Annotated in this window: 19 protein-coding genes; 6 read left to right on the forward strand and 13 right to left on the reverse strand. The window is 72.1% G+C overall.

Annotation, left to right across the window (positions count from 1 at the left end; genetic code table 11):
• From VFV19_03310 to VFV19_03320, 3 genes are read left to right on the forward strand one after another with little or no spacing between them, the layout of a single operon-like run.
• Positions 1-972 (forward strand): ABC transporter permease, encoded by a 972-nt coding sequence (locus VFV19_03310; GenBank protein ID HEX4823315.1) that lies wholly within the window; start codon positions 1-3, stop codon positions 970-972.
• The gene (locus VFV19_03315) at positions 969-1916 is read left to right on the forward strand and encodes an ABC transporter permease (protein HEX4823316.1); all 948 of its coding nucleotides are present in this window, start codon (positions 969-971) and stop codon (positions 1914-1916) included. Before VFV19_03310 ends, VFV19_03315 begins: the two co-directional genes overlap by 4 nt.
• Positions 1917-1960: 44 nt before the next feature.
• Positions 1961-3214: a tetratricopeptide repeat protein gene (locus VFV19_03320; GenBank protein ID HEX4823317.1), complete on the forward strand. Its 1254-nt coding sequence runs from the start codon at positions 1961-1963 to the stop codon at positions 3212-3214.
• Here the strand turns inward: VFV19_03320 and VFV19_03325 are convergent.
• Genes VFV19_03325 through VFV19_03380 form a run of 12 tightly spaced genes read right to left on the reverse strand, consistent with a single transcriptional unit; the run spans position 3208 to position 13928 of the window.
• Entirely contained in the window at positions 3208-3864 is a 657-nt protein-coding gene (locus tag VFV19_03325) for a phosphoribosylanthranilate isomerase (protein HEX4823318.1), read from the reverse strand. The two genes, VFV19_03320 and VFV19_03325, sit on opposite strands and share 7 nt — an antisense overlap.
• Entirely contained in the window at positions 3861-4418 is a 558-nt protein-coding gene (locus VFV19_03330; protein ID HEX4823319.1) for an aminodeoxychorismate/anthranilate synthase component II, read from the reverse strand. The genes VFV19_03325 and VFV19_03330 overlap by 4 nt, the downstream gene beginning before the upstream one ends.
• Entirely contained in the window at positions 4418-5014 is a 597-nt protein-coding gene (locus tag VFV19_03335; GenBank protein ID HEX4823320.1) for a hypothetical protein, read from the reverse strand. Before VFV19_03335 ends, VFV19_03330 begins: the two co-directional genes overlap by 1 nt.
• A gap of 46 nt (positions 5015-5060) precedes the next feature.
• Positions 5061-6524, reverse strand: coding sequence for a type I 3-dehydroquinate dehydratase (locus VFV19_03340; protein ID HEX4823321.1), 1464 nt, complete (start codon positions 6522-6524; stop codon positions 5061-5063).
• Positions 6521-8521, reverse strand: a complete 2001-nt coding sequence (gene priA / locus VFV19_03345; GenBank protein ID HEX4823322.1) for a primosomal protein N' — start codon at positions 8519-8521, stop codon at positions 6521-6523. The genes VFV19_03340 and priA overlap by 4 nt, the downstream gene beginning before the upstream one ends.
• Positions 8518-9186, reverse strand: coding sequence for a uracil-DNA glycosylase (locus VFV19_03350; GenBank protein HEX4823323.1), 669 nt, complete (start codon positions 9184-9186; stop codon positions 8518-8520). Before VFV19_03350 ends, priA begins: the two co-directional genes overlap by 4 nt.
• Entirely contained in the window at positions 9183-10352 is a 1170-nt protein-coding gene (gene coaBC / locus VFV19_03355) for a bifunctional phosphopantothenoylcysteine decarboxylase/phosphopantothenate--cysteine ligase CoaBC (GenBank protein ID HEX4823324.1), read from the reverse strand. Before coaBC ends, VFV19_03350 begins: the two co-directional genes overlap by 4 nt.
• A 4-nt stretch (positions 10353-10356) precedes the next feature.
• Positions 10357-10575: a DNA-directed RNA polymerase subunit omega gene (gene rpoZ / locus VFV19_03360; GenBank protein HEX4823325.1), complete on the reverse strand. Its 219-nt coding sequence runs from the start codon at positions 10573-10575 to the stop codon at positions 10357-10359.
• Positions 10576-10586: 11 nt separating this feature from the next.
• Complete coding sequence (gene gmk, locus VFV19_03365; GenBank protein ID HEX4823326.1) at positions 10587-11198, reverse strand: guanylate kinase; 612 nt, start codon at positions 11196-11198, stop codon at positions 10587-10589.
• Positions 11195-12079: a YicC/YloC family endoribonuclease gene (locus tag VFV19_03370; GenBank protein ID HEX4823327.1), complete on the reverse strand. Its 885-nt coding sequence runs from the start codon at positions 12077-12079 to the stop codon at positions 11195-11197. Before VFV19_03370 ends, gmk begins: the two co-directional genes overlap by 4 nt.
• Complete coding sequence (gene lpxB / locus VFV19_03375; GenBank protein ID HEX4823328.1) at positions 12076-13236, reverse strand: lipid-A-disaccharide synthase; 1161 nt, start codon at positions 13234-13236, stop codon at positions 12076-12078. Before lpxB ends, VFV19_03370 begins: the two co-directional genes overlap by 4 nt.
• Positions 13233-13928, reverse strand: a complete 696-nt coding sequence (locus tag VFV19_03380) for a lysophospholipid acyltransferase family protein (protein HEX4823329.1) — start codon at positions 13926-13928, stop codon at positions 13233-13235. The genes lpxB and VFV19_03380 overlap by 4 nt, the downstream gene beginning before the upstream one ends.
• A gap of 49 nt (positions 13929-13977) precedes the next feature.
• Here VFV19_03380 and VFV19_03385 point away from each other — a divergent pair, with 49 nt between their 5' ends.
• Positions 13978-14979: a glycosyltransferase family 2 protein gene (locus tag VFV19_03385; GenBank protein ID HEX4823330.1), complete on the forward strand. Its 1002-nt coding sequence runs from the start codon at positions 13978-13980 to the stop codon at positions 14977-14979.
• On the forward strand, positions 14976-15992 hold the full coding sequence (locus VFV19_03390; GenBank protein ID HEX4823331.1) for a nucleotidyltransferase family protein: 1017 nt from the start codon (positions 14976-14978) through the stop codon (positions 15990-15992). The genes VFV19_03385 and VFV19_03390 overlap by 4 nt, the downstream gene beginning before the upstream one ends.
• Here the strand turns inward: VFV19_03390 and VFV19_03395 are convergent.
• The gene (locus VFV19_03395) at positions 15989-17467 is read right to left on the reverse strand and encodes a DUF362 domain-containing protein (protein HEX4823332.1); all 1479 of its coding nucleotides are present in this window, start codon (positions 17465-17467) and stop codon (positions 15989-15991) included. The two genes, VFV19_03390 and VFV19_03395, sit on opposite strands and share 4 nt — an antisense overlap.
• A gap of 45 nt (positions 17468-17512) precedes the next feature.
• Between VFV19_03395 and VFV19_03400 the strand changes: the two genes are divergently transcribed.
• Complete coding sequence (locus VFV19_03400) at positions 17513-18919, forward strand: hypothetical protein (protein ID HEX4823333.1); 1407 nt, start codon at positions 17513-17515, stop codon at positions 18917-18919.
• Positions 18920-18923: the final 4 nt, after the last annotated feature.

An 18923-nucleotide genomic window follows, 5' to 3' on the forward strand; every position in this document is an offset into this window, starting at 1 on the left:
GTGGCCGGCCTGATCCTCCGCCGCGTCCTGCTCGCGATCCCGCTCCTCCTCGGCGTCTCGACGCTCACGTTCCTGCTGCTCGAGGCGGCGCCCGGGAAGCCGATCGACTACCTCCTCGGAGACCGGCCGGTTCCCGAGGAGACGCGCGCGAGGATCGAGGCGGCGTACGGCCTCGACCGCCCGGCGTGGGCTCGCTATGCGACCTGGATCGGCCATGCGGCGACCGGAGATCTCGGATGGTCGCTCTCGCGCGGGCGTCCGGTCTCCCGCGTCCTCGCCGACGCATTGCCGCCGACACTCGGCCTCGCCGCGCTCGCCCTCGCGATCCAGCTCGCCCTCGGCGTCGCTCTCGGCGCCCTTCACGTCGCGCGCCCGCGCAGCTCCGCCGACCACGCGCTCACGCTCGTCGGCGTGACGCTCGCCTCGGCACCGCCGTTCTGGCTCGCGTTGATGGCGATCCTGCTCTTCGCCGTCGCCGTGCCGCTCTTCCCCCCTTCGTCGTCCCACGCGATCGGGGCGTCGTCGTGGCCGTGGCCGGCGCGCGCCGTCGACGCGGTCTGGCACGCCGCCCTTCCCGCTCTCGTCCTCGGACTGGGGTCGGCGGGGATCGTCGCCCGCTTCGTGCGCGCCGGACTCCTGCGCTCGCTCGGCGAGGGGTTCGTGCGAGCGGCCCGCGCGCGCGGCGGGACGCGCGCACGCATCGTGCTCCTCCATGCGGGTCCCGCGGCCGCGCCGCCCGTCGTCACGCTGGTCGGGCTGCAGCTCCCCGTCCTCGTCTCCGGCGCGCTCGTCATCGAGGTCGTCTTCGGCTGGCCGGGGATGGGCCGCGTCGCTTACGACGCCGTCATGGCGCAGGACCTCCCGGTCGCGCTCGCGTCGGTCCTGCTCGCGACGGTGCTCGTCGTCGCCGGCAGCCTCGGCGCCGATCTCGCCCAGGCCGCTCTCGATCCGCGCCTCCGGGGCCGCGGATGAAGAAGCGTGGCGCGCGCCTCGGCGTGGTCGTGCTCGCCGCGTTTTGTCTCGCCGCCGCGGCGGCGCCGCTGCTGCCCCTCCGCGATCCCGCGGCGCAGCCCGACGGATTGGTGCTCAGGAGCCTCGCTCCTGGGACGCGCGTCCCCGCCGTCCGCCTCCGTTCCGGGGAGCTTCGCTACGCCCACGAGGTCCGCGCCCTGCCGGACGGGACCCGCAGCCTGAGGCGCGGCGAGAGCTGGACGACGATCGCCGCCGCGGATCTCGACCCGGCGCATCCCGACGCGCGTCCGCTCTTCTTCCTCGGCACCGATGCGTACGGCCGGGACCTCGCGAGCCGGCTCGTGTGGGGAGCGCGCGTGTCGCTCGCCGCGGGGATCCTCGCCGCGGCGATGGCGGTCCTCCTCGGCGGCGCCGTCGGCCTCGCGGCCGGCCTCGGCGGCCCGATCGTCGACGAAGCGCTCATGCGGCTCACCGACGCCGCCCTCGCCGTTCCCCGCCTCTTCCTCCTCGTGCTCCTGGCGGCGCTCTTCCGTCCCTCGCTCGCCACCATCGTCGTCCTCATCGGCCTCACGACGTGGATGCCGGCCGCGCGCCTCGTGCGCGCGGAGGCGAAGGCGGTCCGCGCGCGCGAGTTCGTCCTTTCGGCGCGCGCCCTCGGCGCCTCGCCCCTCGCGATCGCGCTCCGTCACGTTCTCCCCCACGCGACGGCGGTGCTCGGTGTCGAGGCCGCGCTCCGGCTCGGCCAGAGCGTTCTCCTCGAAGCGTCGCTCTCGTTCCTGGGCTTGGGCGTCCCGCCGCCCCTCGCGTCGTGGGGGAGCCTCATCGCCGACGGCCGCGACCGGATCCTCGACGCGTGGTGGATCGCGACCTGGCCGGGCCTCGCGATCGTGCTCGTCGTGGTCGCCGCAAGCCTAATCGCGGACGGGGTCCGTGAGAGTTTCTAATTGATTCGCCCGCTGCTATGCTCGATCGTGACGGAGGTTCTCTCGTGATCGCCATCGTCCGGACCTCGACGCTCGCCTTCGGTCTCGCCCTCCTCCCCGCCGCCGCACTCGGTCAAGACGCGCCCCCGGCGCCGGCTCCTGCGCCCGCGCCCACACCCGCACCGGCGGCCGCTCCTCCCGCGGACAACCCTTCGCTCCAGGCGGCGAAGGACGCCTTCAAGAAGGGGAGCTGGGCCGAGGCCGACGACGCGGCGGTGAAAGCGCTCGGGGTCGACTCGAAGAACCTCGAGGCCCTCTACATCGCGGGGGCCGCCGAGCGTCAGATCAACAAGCTCGACGACGCGGAGACGCATCTCAAGGCGCTCGTCGACGCCTCGCCGAACTTCCCGCAGTCGAACTTCCAGCTCGGCTACGTCTACTTCCTCCAGGCCGAGCAGATGGCGCGCGACGGCAAGTTCGAGCCCGCCAAGGCGCGTTATACGGACGCCGCGGACCAGTTCGCGAAGGAGACGGCCCGGAACGACAAGCACGTGCCGTCGCTCTCGAGCCGCGCGATCGCCTTGACGCGCGCCGGCAAGCTCGACGACGCGGTCCCCGCCTACGAGGGGTGGATCGCGGCCGTGCCGCAGAAGAACGACCCGGTCGTCGCGCTCGCGTCGGCCTATGCCGCGGCCGGGAAGTCAACCGAGGCGATGGCGACGCTCGACCGCCTCCCCGACAAGACGCCGAAGGCGGCGTTCGACGCGGTGATGGCGGCCGCCAACGTCTTCGTCGCGAAGCGAGACTGGGGGGCGGCGGTGCCGTTCCTCGAGAAGGCCGCTGCGACCGACGAGTCCTCGACACGCGCGGTCGCGCTCCTCGCCGAAGCGTGCGCCCGCTCCGGGCTCACCGCCGAAGCGGTCACCCATCTCCAGAAGCTGCTGACGATGGAACCCACGCCGGAAGAGGCCGAATCGGTCGGCGAGGCGATCAAGGCCTCCGTCGGCGACGGCAAGAGCTCCCCCTCGGTCCAAGGGGTCGAGCCGCCCGCGACCCTGCGCGTCCCCTCTCCCCGGTATCCCAAGGGACAGGACACGTCCGTGCAGACCGACGTCCTCATCCTCGCGGAGATCAGCGGGACCGGGGCCGTCATGGGCACGGTGCTCGTGCCGAACCGCATCTGGAAGGACATCCGTTCGAGCGGATTCGAGGCCGAGGCCCAAGACGCCGTCAAGCGCGGGAAGTTCGCGCCGGGCACCAAGAACGGCCAGCCTGCCGAGCTGTGGACGGTCGTCGCGGTCAAGTTCGCGCGTCAGTAGCGGTCGGACGACTCCTGCGCGATGCGCCGCTCGGCGCGCCGCACCGCCTGGATGAGCAGCTCCAGGCGATCGAGATCCTTCTTCCCCGGCACGACCTCGACCTCGTCCAGGAGATCGATGCCGTAGGGGCGCGCGTCGTCGATCGCCATTCCGGCGAGCGTGGGTGTGAGCGGGCCGCCGACGACGATCCGGCCGTAGTTCCCGAACGTGCGGATGCGCCGCCACTCGAGGGGCCGCAGGTCCTCCGTCGCCGGGTCGGGCCTGAAATCGAGGAGATAGGTCGTCGACGGGTAGAGGCTCATCGCGTCGGGATCGAAATCCGGCCCGGCGCGGAACGCCTTGATCCACCGGTACGGCGCGGCGGCGGCGCAGTATCCCGGGCTCTCCGATCCGTGGAACTGGAGGAGGCTGATCCCCGTCCGCCGCGCGATGTCGAGCACCTGGATGAGCGGCGCGTCCGCGAAGACGCCGACGGTGACGACGAACGCCGGCAGACGCTCGACGATCTGGCGTGCGAGCTCCGGGTCGATCGCCCGCGGGCTGCCGGGACGGAAGTCGAACCCGAGCGCATCGGCACCGAGGTGAACGGCTTCGTGGGCGTCGCGCTCCTCGGTGATCCCGCACACCTTGACGACGACGCGCAGGCTCATGCGATCGCGAGGAAGCGCTCGAACAGGCGCCCGCCCTCCTCGGTCAGGATCGATTCGGGGTGGAATTGCACGCCGTGCACCGGCCGGGTGCGGTGGCGGAGCCCCATGATCGTCCCGTCATCCGAGAACGCGCAGGCCTCGAGCTCCGCGGGGAGGGCCTCGGGATCGACGGCGAGCGAGTGATAGCGCGTCGCCTCGAACGGGCTCGGCACGCCGGCGAAGACGCCGCGGCCGTCGTGGCGGATCGCCGACGTCCTGCCGTGGACGAGCGCCTTCGCCGGAACGATCGCGCCTCCGAACGCGACCGCGATCGCCTGATGCCCGAGACAGACGCCGAGGATCGGGAGGGTGGACGGCGCGCTCTTGATCGTCTCGACGCTCGTCCCTGCGTCTTCCGGACGGCCCGGCCCCGGCGAGACGACGAGGGCGTCGAACGCATCGAAGTCCTGCTCGCCATCCGACGGGACGACCTCGACCGTCGCCCCGAGCCTACGGAGCGCCTGGACCAGATTCCACGTGAACGAGTCGTGGTTGTCGACGAGGAGGACCCGCATCACTCGACGAAGAACTTCACGAAGATCGGGTCGGCGAGCTCGGGCGCGGTCATCGCGAGCTCGAACTTGTGCCCCTTCAGGCCGGTCGCGGGCGCCGGGAAGTAGAGCATGTCGATGACGTAGCCGTAGCGCGGCAGCTCGACGTGGTCGGTGACGACCGTGCCGACGCTGCGCGTCGGAGAGAACTTGCTCGGGTACGGGTTCATCGCCCCGAACCGGTTGAAGACGATCTCCGGCAGCTCCTGCAGGTCACGGTCGAGATCGAGGAACTCGTAGTTGTCGAGCAGCTCCTTGGGGGAGGCACACGGATAGCGGGCGCCCTTCTCGTCGGTGAGCGTGAACGACTCGCGGGTCAGCGCCATCTGCTTGACTCCGCGGTTCGCGATCGCGATCTCGACCGGGACGTACTTCTCCTTCTCGCGGTAGCGCGTCGCGCGGGTGTCGACGATCAAGGTCACGAGCTTGCCTTCTTCGATGAAGGCGAACTTCGAAAGCTTCCGGTCGGTCGACGGCGCGGTCTGCCCGGTCATCGGCTGGCGGGTCGCGCAGGCGGCGAGCGTCAGGACGAGGAGGGTCAAGGGGCCGGATCGGCGCATGGGAGGGTCCTCTCCAGGCGGAGCGTAGGATGCGCCCGCGGACGCGTCAAGCGGAGCCGTGTGTCCTGTACGGTGCCGCCGCAGCAGCGAAGACCGCCGCACCGACGTCGAGCCCGGTCAGAATCGCGCACTGGCGCGCCGCCTGCGCCGCGAGCAGGTCGAGGCCGTCGGCCACGGCGAGACCGCGCGCACGCGCCGCGCGGACGAGCGGCGTCTCGCGCGGGCCGTATGCCGCATCCAGCACCATCCGGCCGACGAGGGACCGTGGCGGGACGACCTCCTCGCCGGCCGCGCCGAGCGGCGTCGCCTGGACGAGCACGTCCCAGGGCGCCCCGGCGAGGCGGCCCCACGGTGCCGCGGCGGCGCCGATCGCGGCCGCGGTCTCCGCCCCGCGCTCGCTGCGGTGGTACAGGGTGACCACGGCCCCCTGGCGCACGAGGACGGCGCCGATCGCCCGGGCGGTTCCTCCGGCGCCGGCGACGGCGACGCGCGTTCCCCTGAGGGTGATCCGGCGGCGGATCAGCTCGAGCGCCGCGGGCGCGTCCGTGTTGTAGCCGTGCCAGGCCCCCTCGGCGCGCACGGTGTTGACCGCGCCGGAGGCCGCGTCGCCGTGCAAGCGCGCGCAGCGGGCGGCGACCGCCTCCTTGAGAGGGATCGTCACGCCGAAGCCGTCGAGCCGGAGCGGCGACCGCTCGTCGGCTGCCGACGCGAGATCGCCGGCGTCGCCGGTCGGGAGAGGCACGTAGACCGCGTCGATCCCGAGCGCCCGGTACGCCGCGGCATGGAGGGCCGGCGAGAGGCTCGCCGCCGCGTTCGCGCCCGCGATGCCGAATCGCCGCGTCGACGGGGACAGGGCGAGCACGCGGTGGACGTGAAGGAGCGCGTCGCTCGTGAGCTGCCCCGAGGCGGTCTCCCGGCCGGGAGCGGCGGCGCCGTAGGTGCCCCACGAGCCCCACGCGAGCGCGAAGATTCGGCTCGGGATCCCCGCGTCTCCGGTGGCGAACGCCGCGAGCGGGCGAGCGTCCGCGCGCGCGCGACGGAGAAGATCGGCGATCGCCCCGAGGTCGGTGAGAGCGGTCGCCGCCGGGACGATCTTGAGGCGCGCGGCGCGCGATCCCGCCATCGCGTCGTAGAGCGCGGTCAGCTCGGGGAGGAGCGACCGGGCTCCGTGATGCGACAGGATCGTCCTCGCGGCGTCCGGGCCGTCGGCGAGCTCCGCGACAGGACCGCCGTGCTCGACGTCGACGAACGCGGCGCCGGCGTCGAGTGCGGAGCGCAAGAGCGCCCGTTTCTCCTCGACGCTCCCCGAGAACCGGCCGCCGTCGGCGCGGTCGCGGACCGCGACGATGATCCGCCGCGGCGCCCTCGCCACGATGCCGCCGAGATCCCCTGCGCGCAGGAGGTCCGCGCGAATCTCCACGAGCCCGGCGGCGGACGGGGTCTCGTCGATCCGCGCCAGGACGCGCTCGGGAGTCTCCTCGAGGATCGAGTGGACGACCTCGCCTCTCACAGCAGGCTCACGGGATCGACGTCGACGTGGATGCTGCGGCGCAGCGCCGTCGCCTCGAACGGCGCGAGCGCCGACGCGACCGCCTCGACGAGACGGCGGCGACCCGCGGACCGGACGAGGATCTGCATGCGGTAGAGCCCACGAAGGCGCTCGATCGGCGCGGGCCCAGGCCCCAAGACGGTGAGCGGCCCATCGGCCGCCGCCGCTTCGAGCGCTTGCGCCACCTCGCCGGCGATCCGCCACGCCTGGCTCAGATCGCGGTGGCTCACCATGATCTGGACGAGGGCGGCGAGCGGCGGATAGCGCATCGCACGGCGGTAGCGCATCTCGGCGTCGTAGAAGGCGAGGTAGTCCTGGCTCGCCGCGTGCCGCAGCACCGGATGACCGGGATCGAACGCCTGCGCGATGACCTCGCCCGGCCGCTCGCCGCGCCCCGCGCGCCCCGCGACCTGCGTCAGGAGCTGGAAGGCGCGCTCGCCCGCGCGGAAGTCCGGGAGGCCGAGCGCGTGGTCGGCCGCGAGGATCCCGACGAGCGTGACGCGGGGGAAGTCATGCCCCTTCGCGATCATCTGGGTGCCGACGAGAACGTCGATCTCCCCCGCCTCGAAACGCCGGAGGATCTTCTCGTGCCCGCCTCGCCCGCGGACCGTGTCGCGATCCATGCGCGCGACCCGCGCCCCGGGCACCGCCGCCTTGATCTCGTCCTCGATCCGCTCGGTCCCCTCGCCCCACTCCCGGAGCGCATCGGAGCCGCACGCGGGACAGGCGTCGGGACGGGCGGACTCGCGGCCGCATCCGTGGCATCGCAAGCGGCGCGCGGACTTGTGCCAGGTGAGCGCCACGCTGCAGCGCGTGCACGTGATCCGCTGTCCGCACGCCGGGCAGAGGATCGCGGCGGACCACCCGCGGCGGTTCCTGAGCACGAGCGCCTGCTCGCCGCGCGCGAGGCACGCGCGCAGGGCCTCGGCGAGCGCGGGGGCGACCGGGAGCACGGCGCCGGCCCCGCGGAACGCCTCGCGCATGTCGACGAGGCGCACCTCGGGAAGTGGCCGCGCCTCGACCCGGCCGCCGAGCGCCAGGAGCGCGTAACGTCCCGTGCGCGCGTGATGGAACGACTCGAGCGACGGCGTCGCCGAGCCCAGCACGATCGCCGCGCGGGCGAGCCGCGCGCGCACGACGGCGACGTCCCGTCCGTTGTAGCGCGGAGCGTCCTCCTGCTTGTACGAAGGGTCGTGCTCCTCGTCGATCACGATGAGGCCGGGATCGGCGAGCGGCGCGAACACCGCCGAGCGCGCGCCGACGACGAACCGCTTCGTTCCCGCGCGCACCGCCTCCCATGCCTCGCGGCGCACGCGCGGCGGGAGCGCCGAGTGCAGCACCGCCACCTGCCCGGGAAAGCGCGCCTCGAGACGGGTGACGAGGAGCGGCGTGAGCCCGATCTCGGGGACGAGATAGAGGACGCCGCGTCCCTCCGCGAGCGCGGCCTCGGCGGCGCGGAGGTAGACCTCGGTCTTCCCCGAGCCGGTGGCGCCCCAGAGGAGGAACGGCGCGAACGCCCGCGCGACGATGGCGGGAACGAGCACGTCGAGCGCCGCGCGCTGCGCCGCGGTCGGGTCGTGCGCCGGCACCTCGCCCGCCGCGATGGGCACGGGGTCCGCGGCGATGCCGCGCTTCGTCCGGGGCGGCTCGGGGGGCAGCGCCGCCTCGATCGCCTCGCCCCACGAGCAGAGGTAGTAGTCGGCGACGAACTTCGTGAGCGCGAGGAGATCGGGCGGCAGCGCGGGGGCCTCCGCCGGGACGTCGGCGACGTCCTTGACGTCGATCCCTTCCGCGACGGCGGCGCCGGGCCACGCCACGACCGTGCCGAGAACGCTGCGGCGCCCGAGCGGCACGCGCACGCGGACGCCGACGGCGACGCGATCGCGGAGGGCTTCGGGAACGCGGTAGGTGAAGAGTCGCCGGAGCGGTACGGGGACCGCCACCTCGGCGAGCGTCACGGGTCCTCGTCGATCCGGGCGCGTGCCGCCTTCAGGTCCTCGAAGACGAGACGGCGGTTCTCCACCGTGTACGCGCGAAGCAGGTAGGCGGGATGGAAGGTGGGCATGACGGGAATGCCGCGGAACGATCCCCACGTCCCGCGCAGCGCCGTGATCCCCGACTTCGTCCCGAGCAGGGTCTTCGTCGCCGGCGAGCCGAGCGTGACGATGACCTTCGGCGCGATCGCCTCGATCTGACGGAAGAGGAACGGTGAGCAGGTCGCGACCTCGTCGGGCTCGGGATCGCGGTTCCCCGGCGGCCGGCACTTGACGACGTTCGCGATGTAGACCTCTTCGCGGGTGAGCCCGATCGCGCGGATCATCTCGTTCAGCTTCTGACCCGCGCGGCCGACGAACGGCTCGCCCCGAGCGTCCTCGTCGGCGCCGGGCCCCTCGCCGACGATCATGAGCTTCGCCCGCGGGTTGCCGACGCCGAAGACGATGTTCGTCCGCGTCTCGCACAGCTTGCAGCGCCGGCAATCGCCGAGATCCTGGCGGACCTCCGCCAGCGGGTCGGCGACCGGAACGGGCGGCTCCTTCCCGAACGACAGCTCACGAACGCCGATGTCGCCGAGGTAGCCGACCCACGAGGCGAGCGCCTTGCGGATCTCGCCCGTGTCGCTCATCGGAGCACGCGATCCAGGATCGCCTCGGCGATCTCGGCCTTGCCGGCCTCGGCGACGTCGAGACGGCCCCCGTCCTTGCCCAAGATCGTCACCGCGTTCCGATCGGAGCCGATGCCGATCCCCGTGGCGGAGACGTCGTTCGCGACGATGAAGTCGGCGTTCTTCGCGGCGAGCTTCTGCGCCGCATGCTCGGCGACGGCGTCGGTCTCGGCGGCGAAGCCGACGAGGATCTCTTCCCCCTTCGCGCGCCCCAGCTCGGCCAGGATGTCCGGCCCCTCGTCGAGGACGAGCGTGAGGGCACCGCCGGTCTTCTTGATCTTCTGCGCCTGCGGGACCGGCGCGTAGTCGGAGACGGCGGCGACCATGAAGATCGCGAAGCTCCCGGGCCGCTCGGCGAGGACGGCGTCGCGCATCTCGCGTGCGGTCGAGACGGGAACGAGCCTCGCGCCGAACGGCGCGGGCAGGTCGACGGGACCGGAGACGAGGACGACTTCCGCCCCTCGCCGCGCCGCCGCGGCGGCGAGCGCGTACCCCATCTTTCCCGATGAGCCGTTCGAGAGGTAGCGCACCGGATCGAGCGGCTCGCGGGTCGGACCCGCGGTGACGACGATCTTCCGGCCCGCGAGCTCCGAACCGCGACGGGCCGCGGCGAGCGTCGCGGCGACGATCCGCGCCGGCTCGGCCAGACGCCCGACGCCCGTCTCGCGCTCGGCGAGCCATCCCTCCTCGGGCGGGACGATCACCGTCGCACGCCGCTTGAGCGCGATGACCGCATCCTGCGTCGCCGGATGGAGCCACATCCGCGTGTTCATGGCGGGCGCGACGACGACCGGCGCCGTGACGGCGAGATAGAAGGTCGAGAGCAGGTCGTCGGCGATGCCGTGTGCGAGCTTGCCGAGGACGTTCGCGGTCGCCGGGGCGACGACGAACGCGTCGAGGTCGCGCGCGAGGTCGACGTGATGGATCGTCGCGTCCGACGAGGCGTCGAAGGTGTCGGTCCACACCTTCCGCCCCGAGAGCGCCTGCAAGGTCAGGGGCGTGATGAAGCGCTCGGCGTTCCGGGTCATGAGAACCTGGACGGAAGCGCCCGCTTCGGTGAGGCCGCGGACGACCTCGCACGCCTTGTAGGCTGCGATCCCGCCCGTGACTCCGAGCGCGATCTTCACGGTGCTAGCCTTCGGACTCGGCCGGCGTCTCCGGCTGCGCGGGCTCGCTTCCGTCCCACGCCTCGACCACACCGGCGGCGACCTCTTCCTGGGCCATCACGGTCGGCTTGTGCGAGACGGTCTCGACGCGCGGCAGGGCTCCCTGCTGGAGCTGCTCGGCGCGTAGCGCCGCCAGCATGACGAACCGGTACTTGCTGCCGAACGACTCCGGAATCTTGAACATGAACGCTCCTGTCACGAAGGAAAGGTCGCCAGGACCGACTTCACACGCTCGCGCCGCCGCGCGCACCTCGCCCGCTCCGCCCTGACGATGGAGACCAGCTCCCCCGTCGCCTCCTCCAGATCGGCATTGAGGACGACGTAGTCGAAGTGATCGTACTCCATCGCCTCGCGTCTCGCCTCGTGGAGGCGAAGGGCCAGCTCCTTCGGGTCCTCGCTCCCGCGGTGCCGGAGACGGTCTTCCAGGGTGGTGAAATCCGGCGGAAGGACGAAGATCGAGACCGCCGGAAGCCCGGAATCGCGGACCTGGGCGGCTCCTTGCACGTCGATGTCGAGGAGCAGGTCGAGGCCCTTGCCGAGCGCCTCCTCGGTGGCCCGGCGCCCGGTCCCGTACTTCCGTCCGAAGACCGGGGCCCACTCGAGAAGCTCTCCGGCCGCGACCATCGCCTCGAACCGCGGCTCGTCGACGAAGTGATAGTCGCGTCCGCTCTCCTCCCCCGCGCGGCGAGGCCGCGTGGTGTAGGAGATCGAGAAGGCGAGCCCGGGGACCGACTCGAGCAGGCGCCGCGCGAGCGTGCTCTTCCCGGTTCCCGACGGGGCGGAGATGACGAAGAGGGTGCCGCTCATTCGATGTTCTGGATCTGCTCGCGGAACTTCTCGCACTCCGATTTCAGCTCGAGCGCCAGGCGGCTGATGGCGAGGTCGCCCGACTTGCTCGCGATCGTGTTCGTCTCGCGGTTGATCTCCTGGAGGAGAAAGTCGAGGCGCTTGCCGACCGGCTCGTCGCCGCCGGCGAGGAGCGCACGCGCCTGGGCGAGATGACCGGTGAGACGGACCAGCTCCTCCGTGACGTCGGCCCGGTCGGCGAGGAACGCCGCCTCTTGCGCGACGCGAGCGGGGTCGAGCGGCACCTGCGCCACGAGCGGAGCGACGCGCTCGAGGATGCGCTTGTGCACGGCGGCGGGAAAGACTTCCGCCTTCGCGCGCACCGCGCCGACGTGCGCCTCCATGCGATCGACGCGGGCGCGCAGGTCCGCGGCGAGCGACTCGCCTTCGCGCACCCGCTCGCGGTCGAGGGCGGCGAGCGCGCCGTCGAGCGCGCGCTCGATCGCGGCGCGGGAGGCGTCGTCGATCTCGCGCGGGCGCCCCGCCGGCACGAGAATGCCCGGCACGCGAAGGAGCGTGGCGAGGTCCCACTCGCCGCGGACCCCGTAGCCGTCCCTGAGCTCCGCGGCCGCCGCGAGCGCCGCCTCGACGACCGCCTTGTCGAGGACGACCGGTGCCCCGACGGCGCCGGCCCGGTCGAAGCGGAGGTCGAGCTCGAGCCGTCCGCGCTTCACGGTGGCGAGCACCCGTCGCCGGAGCTCGGGCTCGAACGGCAGCAGCTCGTCCGGAAGCCGGAGCTTGAGGTCCGCGAACCGGTTGTTCACCGTGCGAAGCTCGATCGTGACCTTGAGGCCGCCCATCTCCGCGGTCCCCAGGCCGTATCCGGTCATCGAGCGGATCATCGGGGGGCGGATTGGACCATAGCCGCTTCCGCCTCCGCAAGGACCGCCTCCGCGGCGCGCGCGAACGCTCCGTCGCCGTGGAGCGCTTCCTCGAGGCCGGCCAGGCCGCGCCGCAGGGCGGAAGAAGCGGCGGGATCGTCGAGGAGCCGGGCGACCTCCCGGGCGATCGCGTCGGGGGTGCAGTCTCCCTGGACCAGCTCCGTGACGAGGCGTCGCCCCGCGACCAGGTTGGGCAGCGCGATGTGGTCGACCCGGACGAGGCTGCGCGCGATCGCGTAGGTGAGCGGCTGCATGCGATAGAAGGCGACGAACGGGAGCCCCGCGAGCGCCGCGTCGAGGGTCGCGGTGCCCGAGGCGACGGCACCGGCGTCCGCGACCTCGAGGATCCCCGGATAAGCGCCCGCTGCGATCGTGACACGAGGCCCCTCCGTCCCGGCGATCCCCTCGAGGAACCCGTCGGGCAACGTGCTCGCGCGGGGAACGACGAACTGTGCGTCGGGGTGGCCGGTCGCGATACGGCGTGCCGCCGCGAGGAGGATCGGGAACAGCCGGGCCACCTCGCCGCGCCGGCTGCCCGGGAGGAGCGCTACGACCGGCCGCGACGGGTCGAGCCCGAGGCGCGGGAGGAGATCGGCTCTCGAGGCGCGGTCGCGGGACGCCGCCGCGGGGTGGCCGACGAACGTCGCCGGCACCCCGGCGGCGTCGTAGAACCCGCGCTCGAACGGGAAAAGAACGAGCACGCGCCGCACGAGGCGCTTGATGAGCTCGACGCGCCGGCGACGCCAGGCCCAGACCTGCGGGCTCACGTAGTAGACGATCGGAACGCGCGCGTCGTGCGCGCGCGCCGCGAGGCGCAGGTTGAAATCGGGGAAATCGATCGGCACGAGGAGATCCGCGCCTTCGCGGCAGACCGACGTGAGATGCGTCATGGCCCGCCGGATCGTCGGAAGGTGGCGGACCACCTCCGTGAAGCCGACGACCGCGACGTCGCGGGCATGCTCGACGAGCGTCACGCCAGCGGCCTCCATCTCGTCCCCTCCCATGCCGATCAGCTCGACGTCGGGCCGGAGCGCGCGGAGCGCCCTGGCGAGGCCCGCGCCGAGGCGATCCCCCGACGCCTCGCCCGCGGAGAGCACGATGCGCAGGCGCCGGCTCACGCGGGGACCACCTCGGGGCGGGGCTCCTCGCGCGGCTCGCCGATCGCGTCGTCGGCGGCGTCGGTGATTCGGTCGAGCTCGGCCTCGAGCGCCAGGCGCTTCCGCTCCTGCTCGGCCTCGTCCGCGTCGCGAGGGACGACGATCGGCGTCCCGTAAATGAAGAGCCCGCGCGAGAAGAGCTTCGGCATCATCGTGCGGTCCCACGAGCGCAAGCGGCGGACGGGGGTCGCCGAGAACGTCACGGGGATGATCGGAAGGCCGGTGAAGCGCGCGACCGCGACGACCCCCGGCTGCACGCGGCGGCGCGGGCCCTTCGGGCCGTCGGGGGTCATGCCCACGTCGCAGCCGTCCTCGACCTTGCGGAGGATCTGGCGCATGCCGCTCATGCCTCCCCGCGTCGACGATCCGCGCGCCTGCTCGATGCCGAACTTCCGCAGGATCCGGACGAGCGCCTCGGCGTCGCGGTGGAGGCTGGAGAGCACGACGATGCGCGGGCCCGGATAGCTGTACGGCATGAGCAGGAAGCGCGAGTGCCAGAAGCAGAGGATGTACTTCCCCGGGTCGCGCCTCGCCGCGGCGAGCGCCTCCGCCCCGCGGACCTCGATCTTCATCGTGGCGTGGAGGAGGCGGATGTAGGCGTACGCGATCGTCGGAGCCACGCGGAGGAGGAGCCAGCTGGCGGCCGGATTCATCGGTGCGCGGAGTGTAGCAAGTCCTATATTCTCTCCCGCCGGTGCCCCCTTGAACCCCTTCATCTCCATCGTCGTCCCGATCCGGAACGAAGAGGCCACGATCGAGCGCCTCACCCGCTCGCTGCTCGACCAGGACTATCCGCACGACCGGTACGAGATCCTGATGTGCGACGGCGGCTCGACCGACCGGACGCGCGCGATCTTGAGCGCGATCGATCCCACGGGGCGCATCCGGATCCTGGAGAACCCCGGACGCACGGCACCCGCCGCCCTGAACGTCGCGATCGGAGCGTCTCGCGGGGAGATCGTGACGCGCGTCGACGGTCATTCCTACGTCGCCCCGGACTACCTGACCCGCATCGTCGCGGTCATGGAAGAGACCGGTGAATCGGTCGTCGGCGGCCCCGTGCGGATGCTCGCCGACACGCCGTTCCGCCGCGCCCTCGTCGAGGCGCTCTACGCGAAGATCGCCGTGGGCGCGGTCCCCTACCGTACGCTCGCCGCGCGCACGCACGTCGAGTCGCTCCAGACCGGCTCGTTCAAGCGCGCGGTCCTCGATCGCGTCGGTCCGTTCGACGAGTCGCTCGCCGTCGTCGAGGACCTCGACATGAACACGCGCATCCGCAAGGCGGGGTTCACGCTGCTCCTCGATCCTTCGATCCGCTTCTGGTACCTGCCGCGCCCGAGCCTCGGCGCGCTCTGGCGGCAGATCACGACCGTCGGGCTCGTCAAGGCGCGCATCTTGCGAAAGCATCCCGACATCTTCAAGTGGAAGTACGTGCTGCCGTCGGTGTTCGTCGTCGCGGCGATCGTGTTCGCGGGAGCGCTCGCCGGGTCCCGTGCCGCCCGCCTCGCCGGAGCGTCCTTCTTCGCCTCGTACGCCGCGGTCATCGTCGCGTTCGCGCTGTCGAAGATCCCCCGCGCGGGGGCGCAGGCCTGGCGCCTCCTCTTCATCCTCCCGACGCTCCACTTCGGCTATGGGATCGGCTTCCTGTCCGGCGCGACGGAGAAGCTCCTCGGCCGGACGGTGAAGCCGCCGGGCGCGCCGTGAGCGACCGCCGCGAGGCGCTCGCCCTCCTCGCGGTGTTGCGCGAGCGGTGGGACGAGGTCGATCCCGCGTTGCGACCGGCGGTCTTCGTGGCGCTCGCACGCGAGGCCGACGTCGCGCCGGCGGTGCACGCGCTGCTCGTTTCGGCTTCGCGTCTGGGCGATGCCGCCGCGCAGCTCGCTCCGATCCGCGCGAAGACCCGCGTCGACAACCTGCTGCTGCTCGCGCGCCTCGAGCAGGCCTTGGACCTTCTCGCGGCGCGCGGTATCCGGCCGATCGCGCTCAAGGGCGTCGACGTCCTCCCGCGCCTCTACGCCTCGTTCGACGAGCGCACGCTCGACGACATCGATCTCCTCGTGCGCCGTGACGAGCGCGACGCCGCGTTCGCGGCGCTGACCGATGCCGGTTGGGCACTGCCGCCCGAACCGGAGCGCACGCACTGGCTGAAGAGCAGCTTCGAGATGCCGCTCACCGCACCCGGCCCGGTCGGCGTGGCGCTCGAGATCCACTGGAGCCTCGGCCAGGACGTGCGCTACCGGATCGACGACGAGGGGTTGTTCGCGCGTGCGATCGCGCACGAGATCGACGGCCGCAAGGTACTTCGGCTGGACGAGCACGACGCGGTCGCGCATCTGCTCCTCCATCACGTGCAGCATTACTTCGACCGGCGCCTCAAGTGGGTGATCGAGCTCGGGCGTCGCGCGGCGACGCCGGGATTCTCATGGACGACCGTCGCCGAGCGGCTCCGCGCATGGGGCGGGCTCGGCGGCGCGGGGCTCGCGCTCGCCCACGTGCGGAAGCTCTTCCCGGACCTTCTGCCGGAGGCGGCCTTCGTCGCGGTTCCTGCCGACGCGTGGCGTCTCGCGCTCACGCTGCCGCTGCGCTCCGGACACCCCTTGGACTTCTACCGCGGCACGAGGCGCCGCAACGTGCAGCTCCTCATCGCGGCGGCGTGCCTGGAGAGGCCGCGCGATCTTCCGGGCTACCTGCGGCACCGCGCCGTGAGGAATCGTTAGCGCTCGACCGGCGAGCGCTCGGCCTCGATGTGACCAGCCCATCCGAAGTGGGGCCGGAAGCGGAAGAGGCTCTCCGGGTCCAGGTCGGCGAGCGCGCGGCTCCACGCCGCTTCGTCCGAGACGACGCGAATCGCCTCGACGGGCACGTCGGTGATCGCGAGGCCGCGGGCGCCGAACGCCTCGCGCACGATCGGGATCTTCGCCGGATCGAACCCCATGAAGACGGCGCAGGCCGCATCGACGACGGCGGGATCGGCGCCGAACAGCACGACGCCGGCCTCGACCGGATCCGGATTCATCGGCCCACGACCGTCGCCGGCGACGATGCCGTCGACCAGCGTGAGATAGCGCTTGCTGCGCTCCCCGGCGAGCGTCCCGTCGGGACGGCCGTAGAGCAGCGCCTTGTTGAGATCGAGGCACATCCGCCACGTCGTGTCGTTGCCGAACCAGTTGCCGCTCCTGACGACGGACTCCGTGTCGCCGAAAGCGACCTTCCCTGCGCTCTTCACGCGGGAGAAGACGCGCGGGCCCACGACGGGAACCGCGAGCGCCGTCTTGCGCATGAGGCTCACACCTCGGCGCTCGAGCCGCCGGCGCCAGGTCAGGTGCGGCACCTCGTCGCCGCCCTCCCCCGGCGCGCCGAGCGTGTGGTGGGGCAGCCAGTTCTTGTCGCCGTTGATCCCGACGAGATTCTTGAGCGAGCAGGTGATCCCGGCCTTCTTGTGCGTCTTCAGCTTCGGAAGGTTGATGAAGACGTCGGCTTGGATCGCGCTGCCGCTGATCAGGTACTCGTGACGCCGCCCGGAGTGGTGCGCGTTGACCTCGGAGGTCACGTAGTCGGCGCCGTAGTACCGGCCTTCGCCGCGGTGGCCGAAGAACTCGCTTCGCTCGCCGAGATCGAAGGCGACGTAGCCGCGCGGATCGCCCGCAAGAGGCCGGCGCGCGAGGACGACGCCGTCCCGGTGCGTCCACTCCTCACGGCGCAGATCGACGAGCTCGAACGGCACGCCGCGGCGCGCGAAATGCTCGACGAGCGCCGGAAGATCGAGCACCTCGACGATCTTGGTCCACGACGAATCGGTCTGCGGCGCGTCGGCGAGCCAGATGCGTCCGCGGCCCTGGAGAGCGATCGCGACGTAGTCGGCGACGGCGCGGATCACGCTGCCGTGCGTGAGGACGTACCGCCAGCCTTCCGGATCGCGCGGGTGGCTCTCCTTGACGAGGTTCGGCTTCAGGAGGACCGTGTCGCCGGGACGAACGTAACCGCCGAGCGGATTCCACGATGGGGTGCCGAACCGCGCGGTGTCGAGGCCGGCGGTCGCGAAGACTCTCCGCACCGCCTCGTACGCGGCGTTTCCCTCGGGATCGACTTCCGGGCTCGTGGCCTCGGGATAGCGCTCGCCCGGGTGGAACGGAGCGGTTCGCGGGTACGCCGCGCGAAGCGCGCGGCAGACGGTCACATGGGAGGATTCCATCGGTCTCTCCTCGCTATTATAGGCGGCGCCCGATCGAGGAGCCCGTTGAGCCGTCCCGCGACACCTCCCAGCCTCGCGCCGCACGTCTCTCTCAAGGAGCGGCTTTACCCGCATCTCCCGCGCGGCCTTCAATCGATGGCTTTGGGCCTCGAAGGTTGGCTCCAGCGCCGCGAGCGCTACGGCGGCGATTTCGCGCGGCGCCTGGCCGCTTACGAACAGGCCGACCGCCTCTCCCCAGATGAGATCCACGACCTCCGCCGCCGGAAGCTGCGCACGATCGCGACCCACGCTGCGCGAGAGATCCCGTTCTGGGGCTCGCGGTTCCGAGAAGCCGGTCTCGACCCGGAGCGCATCGAGGGCCCCGACGATCTCGCCGCGCTGCCCGTGCTCACCAAGGCCGAGATCCTCGCGGCGGGGCCGGCGCTCATCGCCAGTGGTAGCGACAGGAAGACGCTCCGCAAGGTGCACACGAGCGGGACGACCGGCGCCGGGCTCGTCTTCTTCACGACGGTCGACGCGATCCGTGACCAGTGGGCGGTCTGGTGGCGTTACCGGCGGCGGCACGCGCTCGATCTCACGACCTGGGCGGCGACCTTCGCGGGACGATCGATCGTGCCCGGCGGCAAGGACGACCCGAGGCCGTGGCGCACGAACCGGCCCGGGCGCCAGGTCCTCTTCAGCCAGTACCACCTCCGCGCGGACAACGCGCATCTCTACGCTCGCGCGATCGCCGAGCGGGGCCTCCCCTGGCTCCACGGCTATCCGTCGTTCGTCGCCTACTTCGCACAGCTCCTCGCCGCCGGCGGAATCGAAGCGCCCCGGCCTTCCGTCATCACGCTTGGCGCGGAAAACGTCTTCGGCACGCAGGCGCGGCTCATCGAGGAGGTGTTCGGCGTTCGTCCCAAGCAGCACTACGGGCTGGCGGAGATGGTGGCGAACGCCTCGGAGTGCGCCCTGGGGCGACTCCACGTCGACGAAGACTTTGCGGCGGTCGAGCTCGCGCCGGCCGGCGACGGCATGGTCCGCATCCTCGGAACCTCGCTCGGCAACTTCGCCATGCCCTTCTTCCGTTACGACACGGGCGATCTCGCCCGGCCGCTCGGCACCCCCTGTGGGTGTGGTCTGCCGGGGCGCGTGCTCGAGGCGATCGACGGCCGGAGCGAGGACCTGCTCGAGCTGGCCGACGGGACGCGCGTCGGCCGTCTCGACCATCTCTTCAAGGACGCGGTGCGCGTCGCGGAAGCACAGATCCGCCAGTCCGGCCCAGGCCGGTGCACGATCGCCGTCGTCCCGCGTCCCGGGTTCACCTCGGCCGATCGCGACGCGCTGCTCCAGGAATGCCGCGCGCGCTTCGGCGACCGGCTCGAGGTCGGCTTCGAGCTGGTGGAGGCGATCCCGAGAACGGCGCGCGGAAAGCTACGCCTGGTCGTTCGCGACGAAGCCCTGCGCTAGAATC

The sequence above is a fragment of the Candidatus Polarisedimenticolaceae bacterium genome (genome assembly GCA_036275915.1).
Lineage (GTDB): Bacteria > Acidobacteriota > Polarisedimenticolia > Polarisedimenticolales > DASRJG01 > DASRJG01.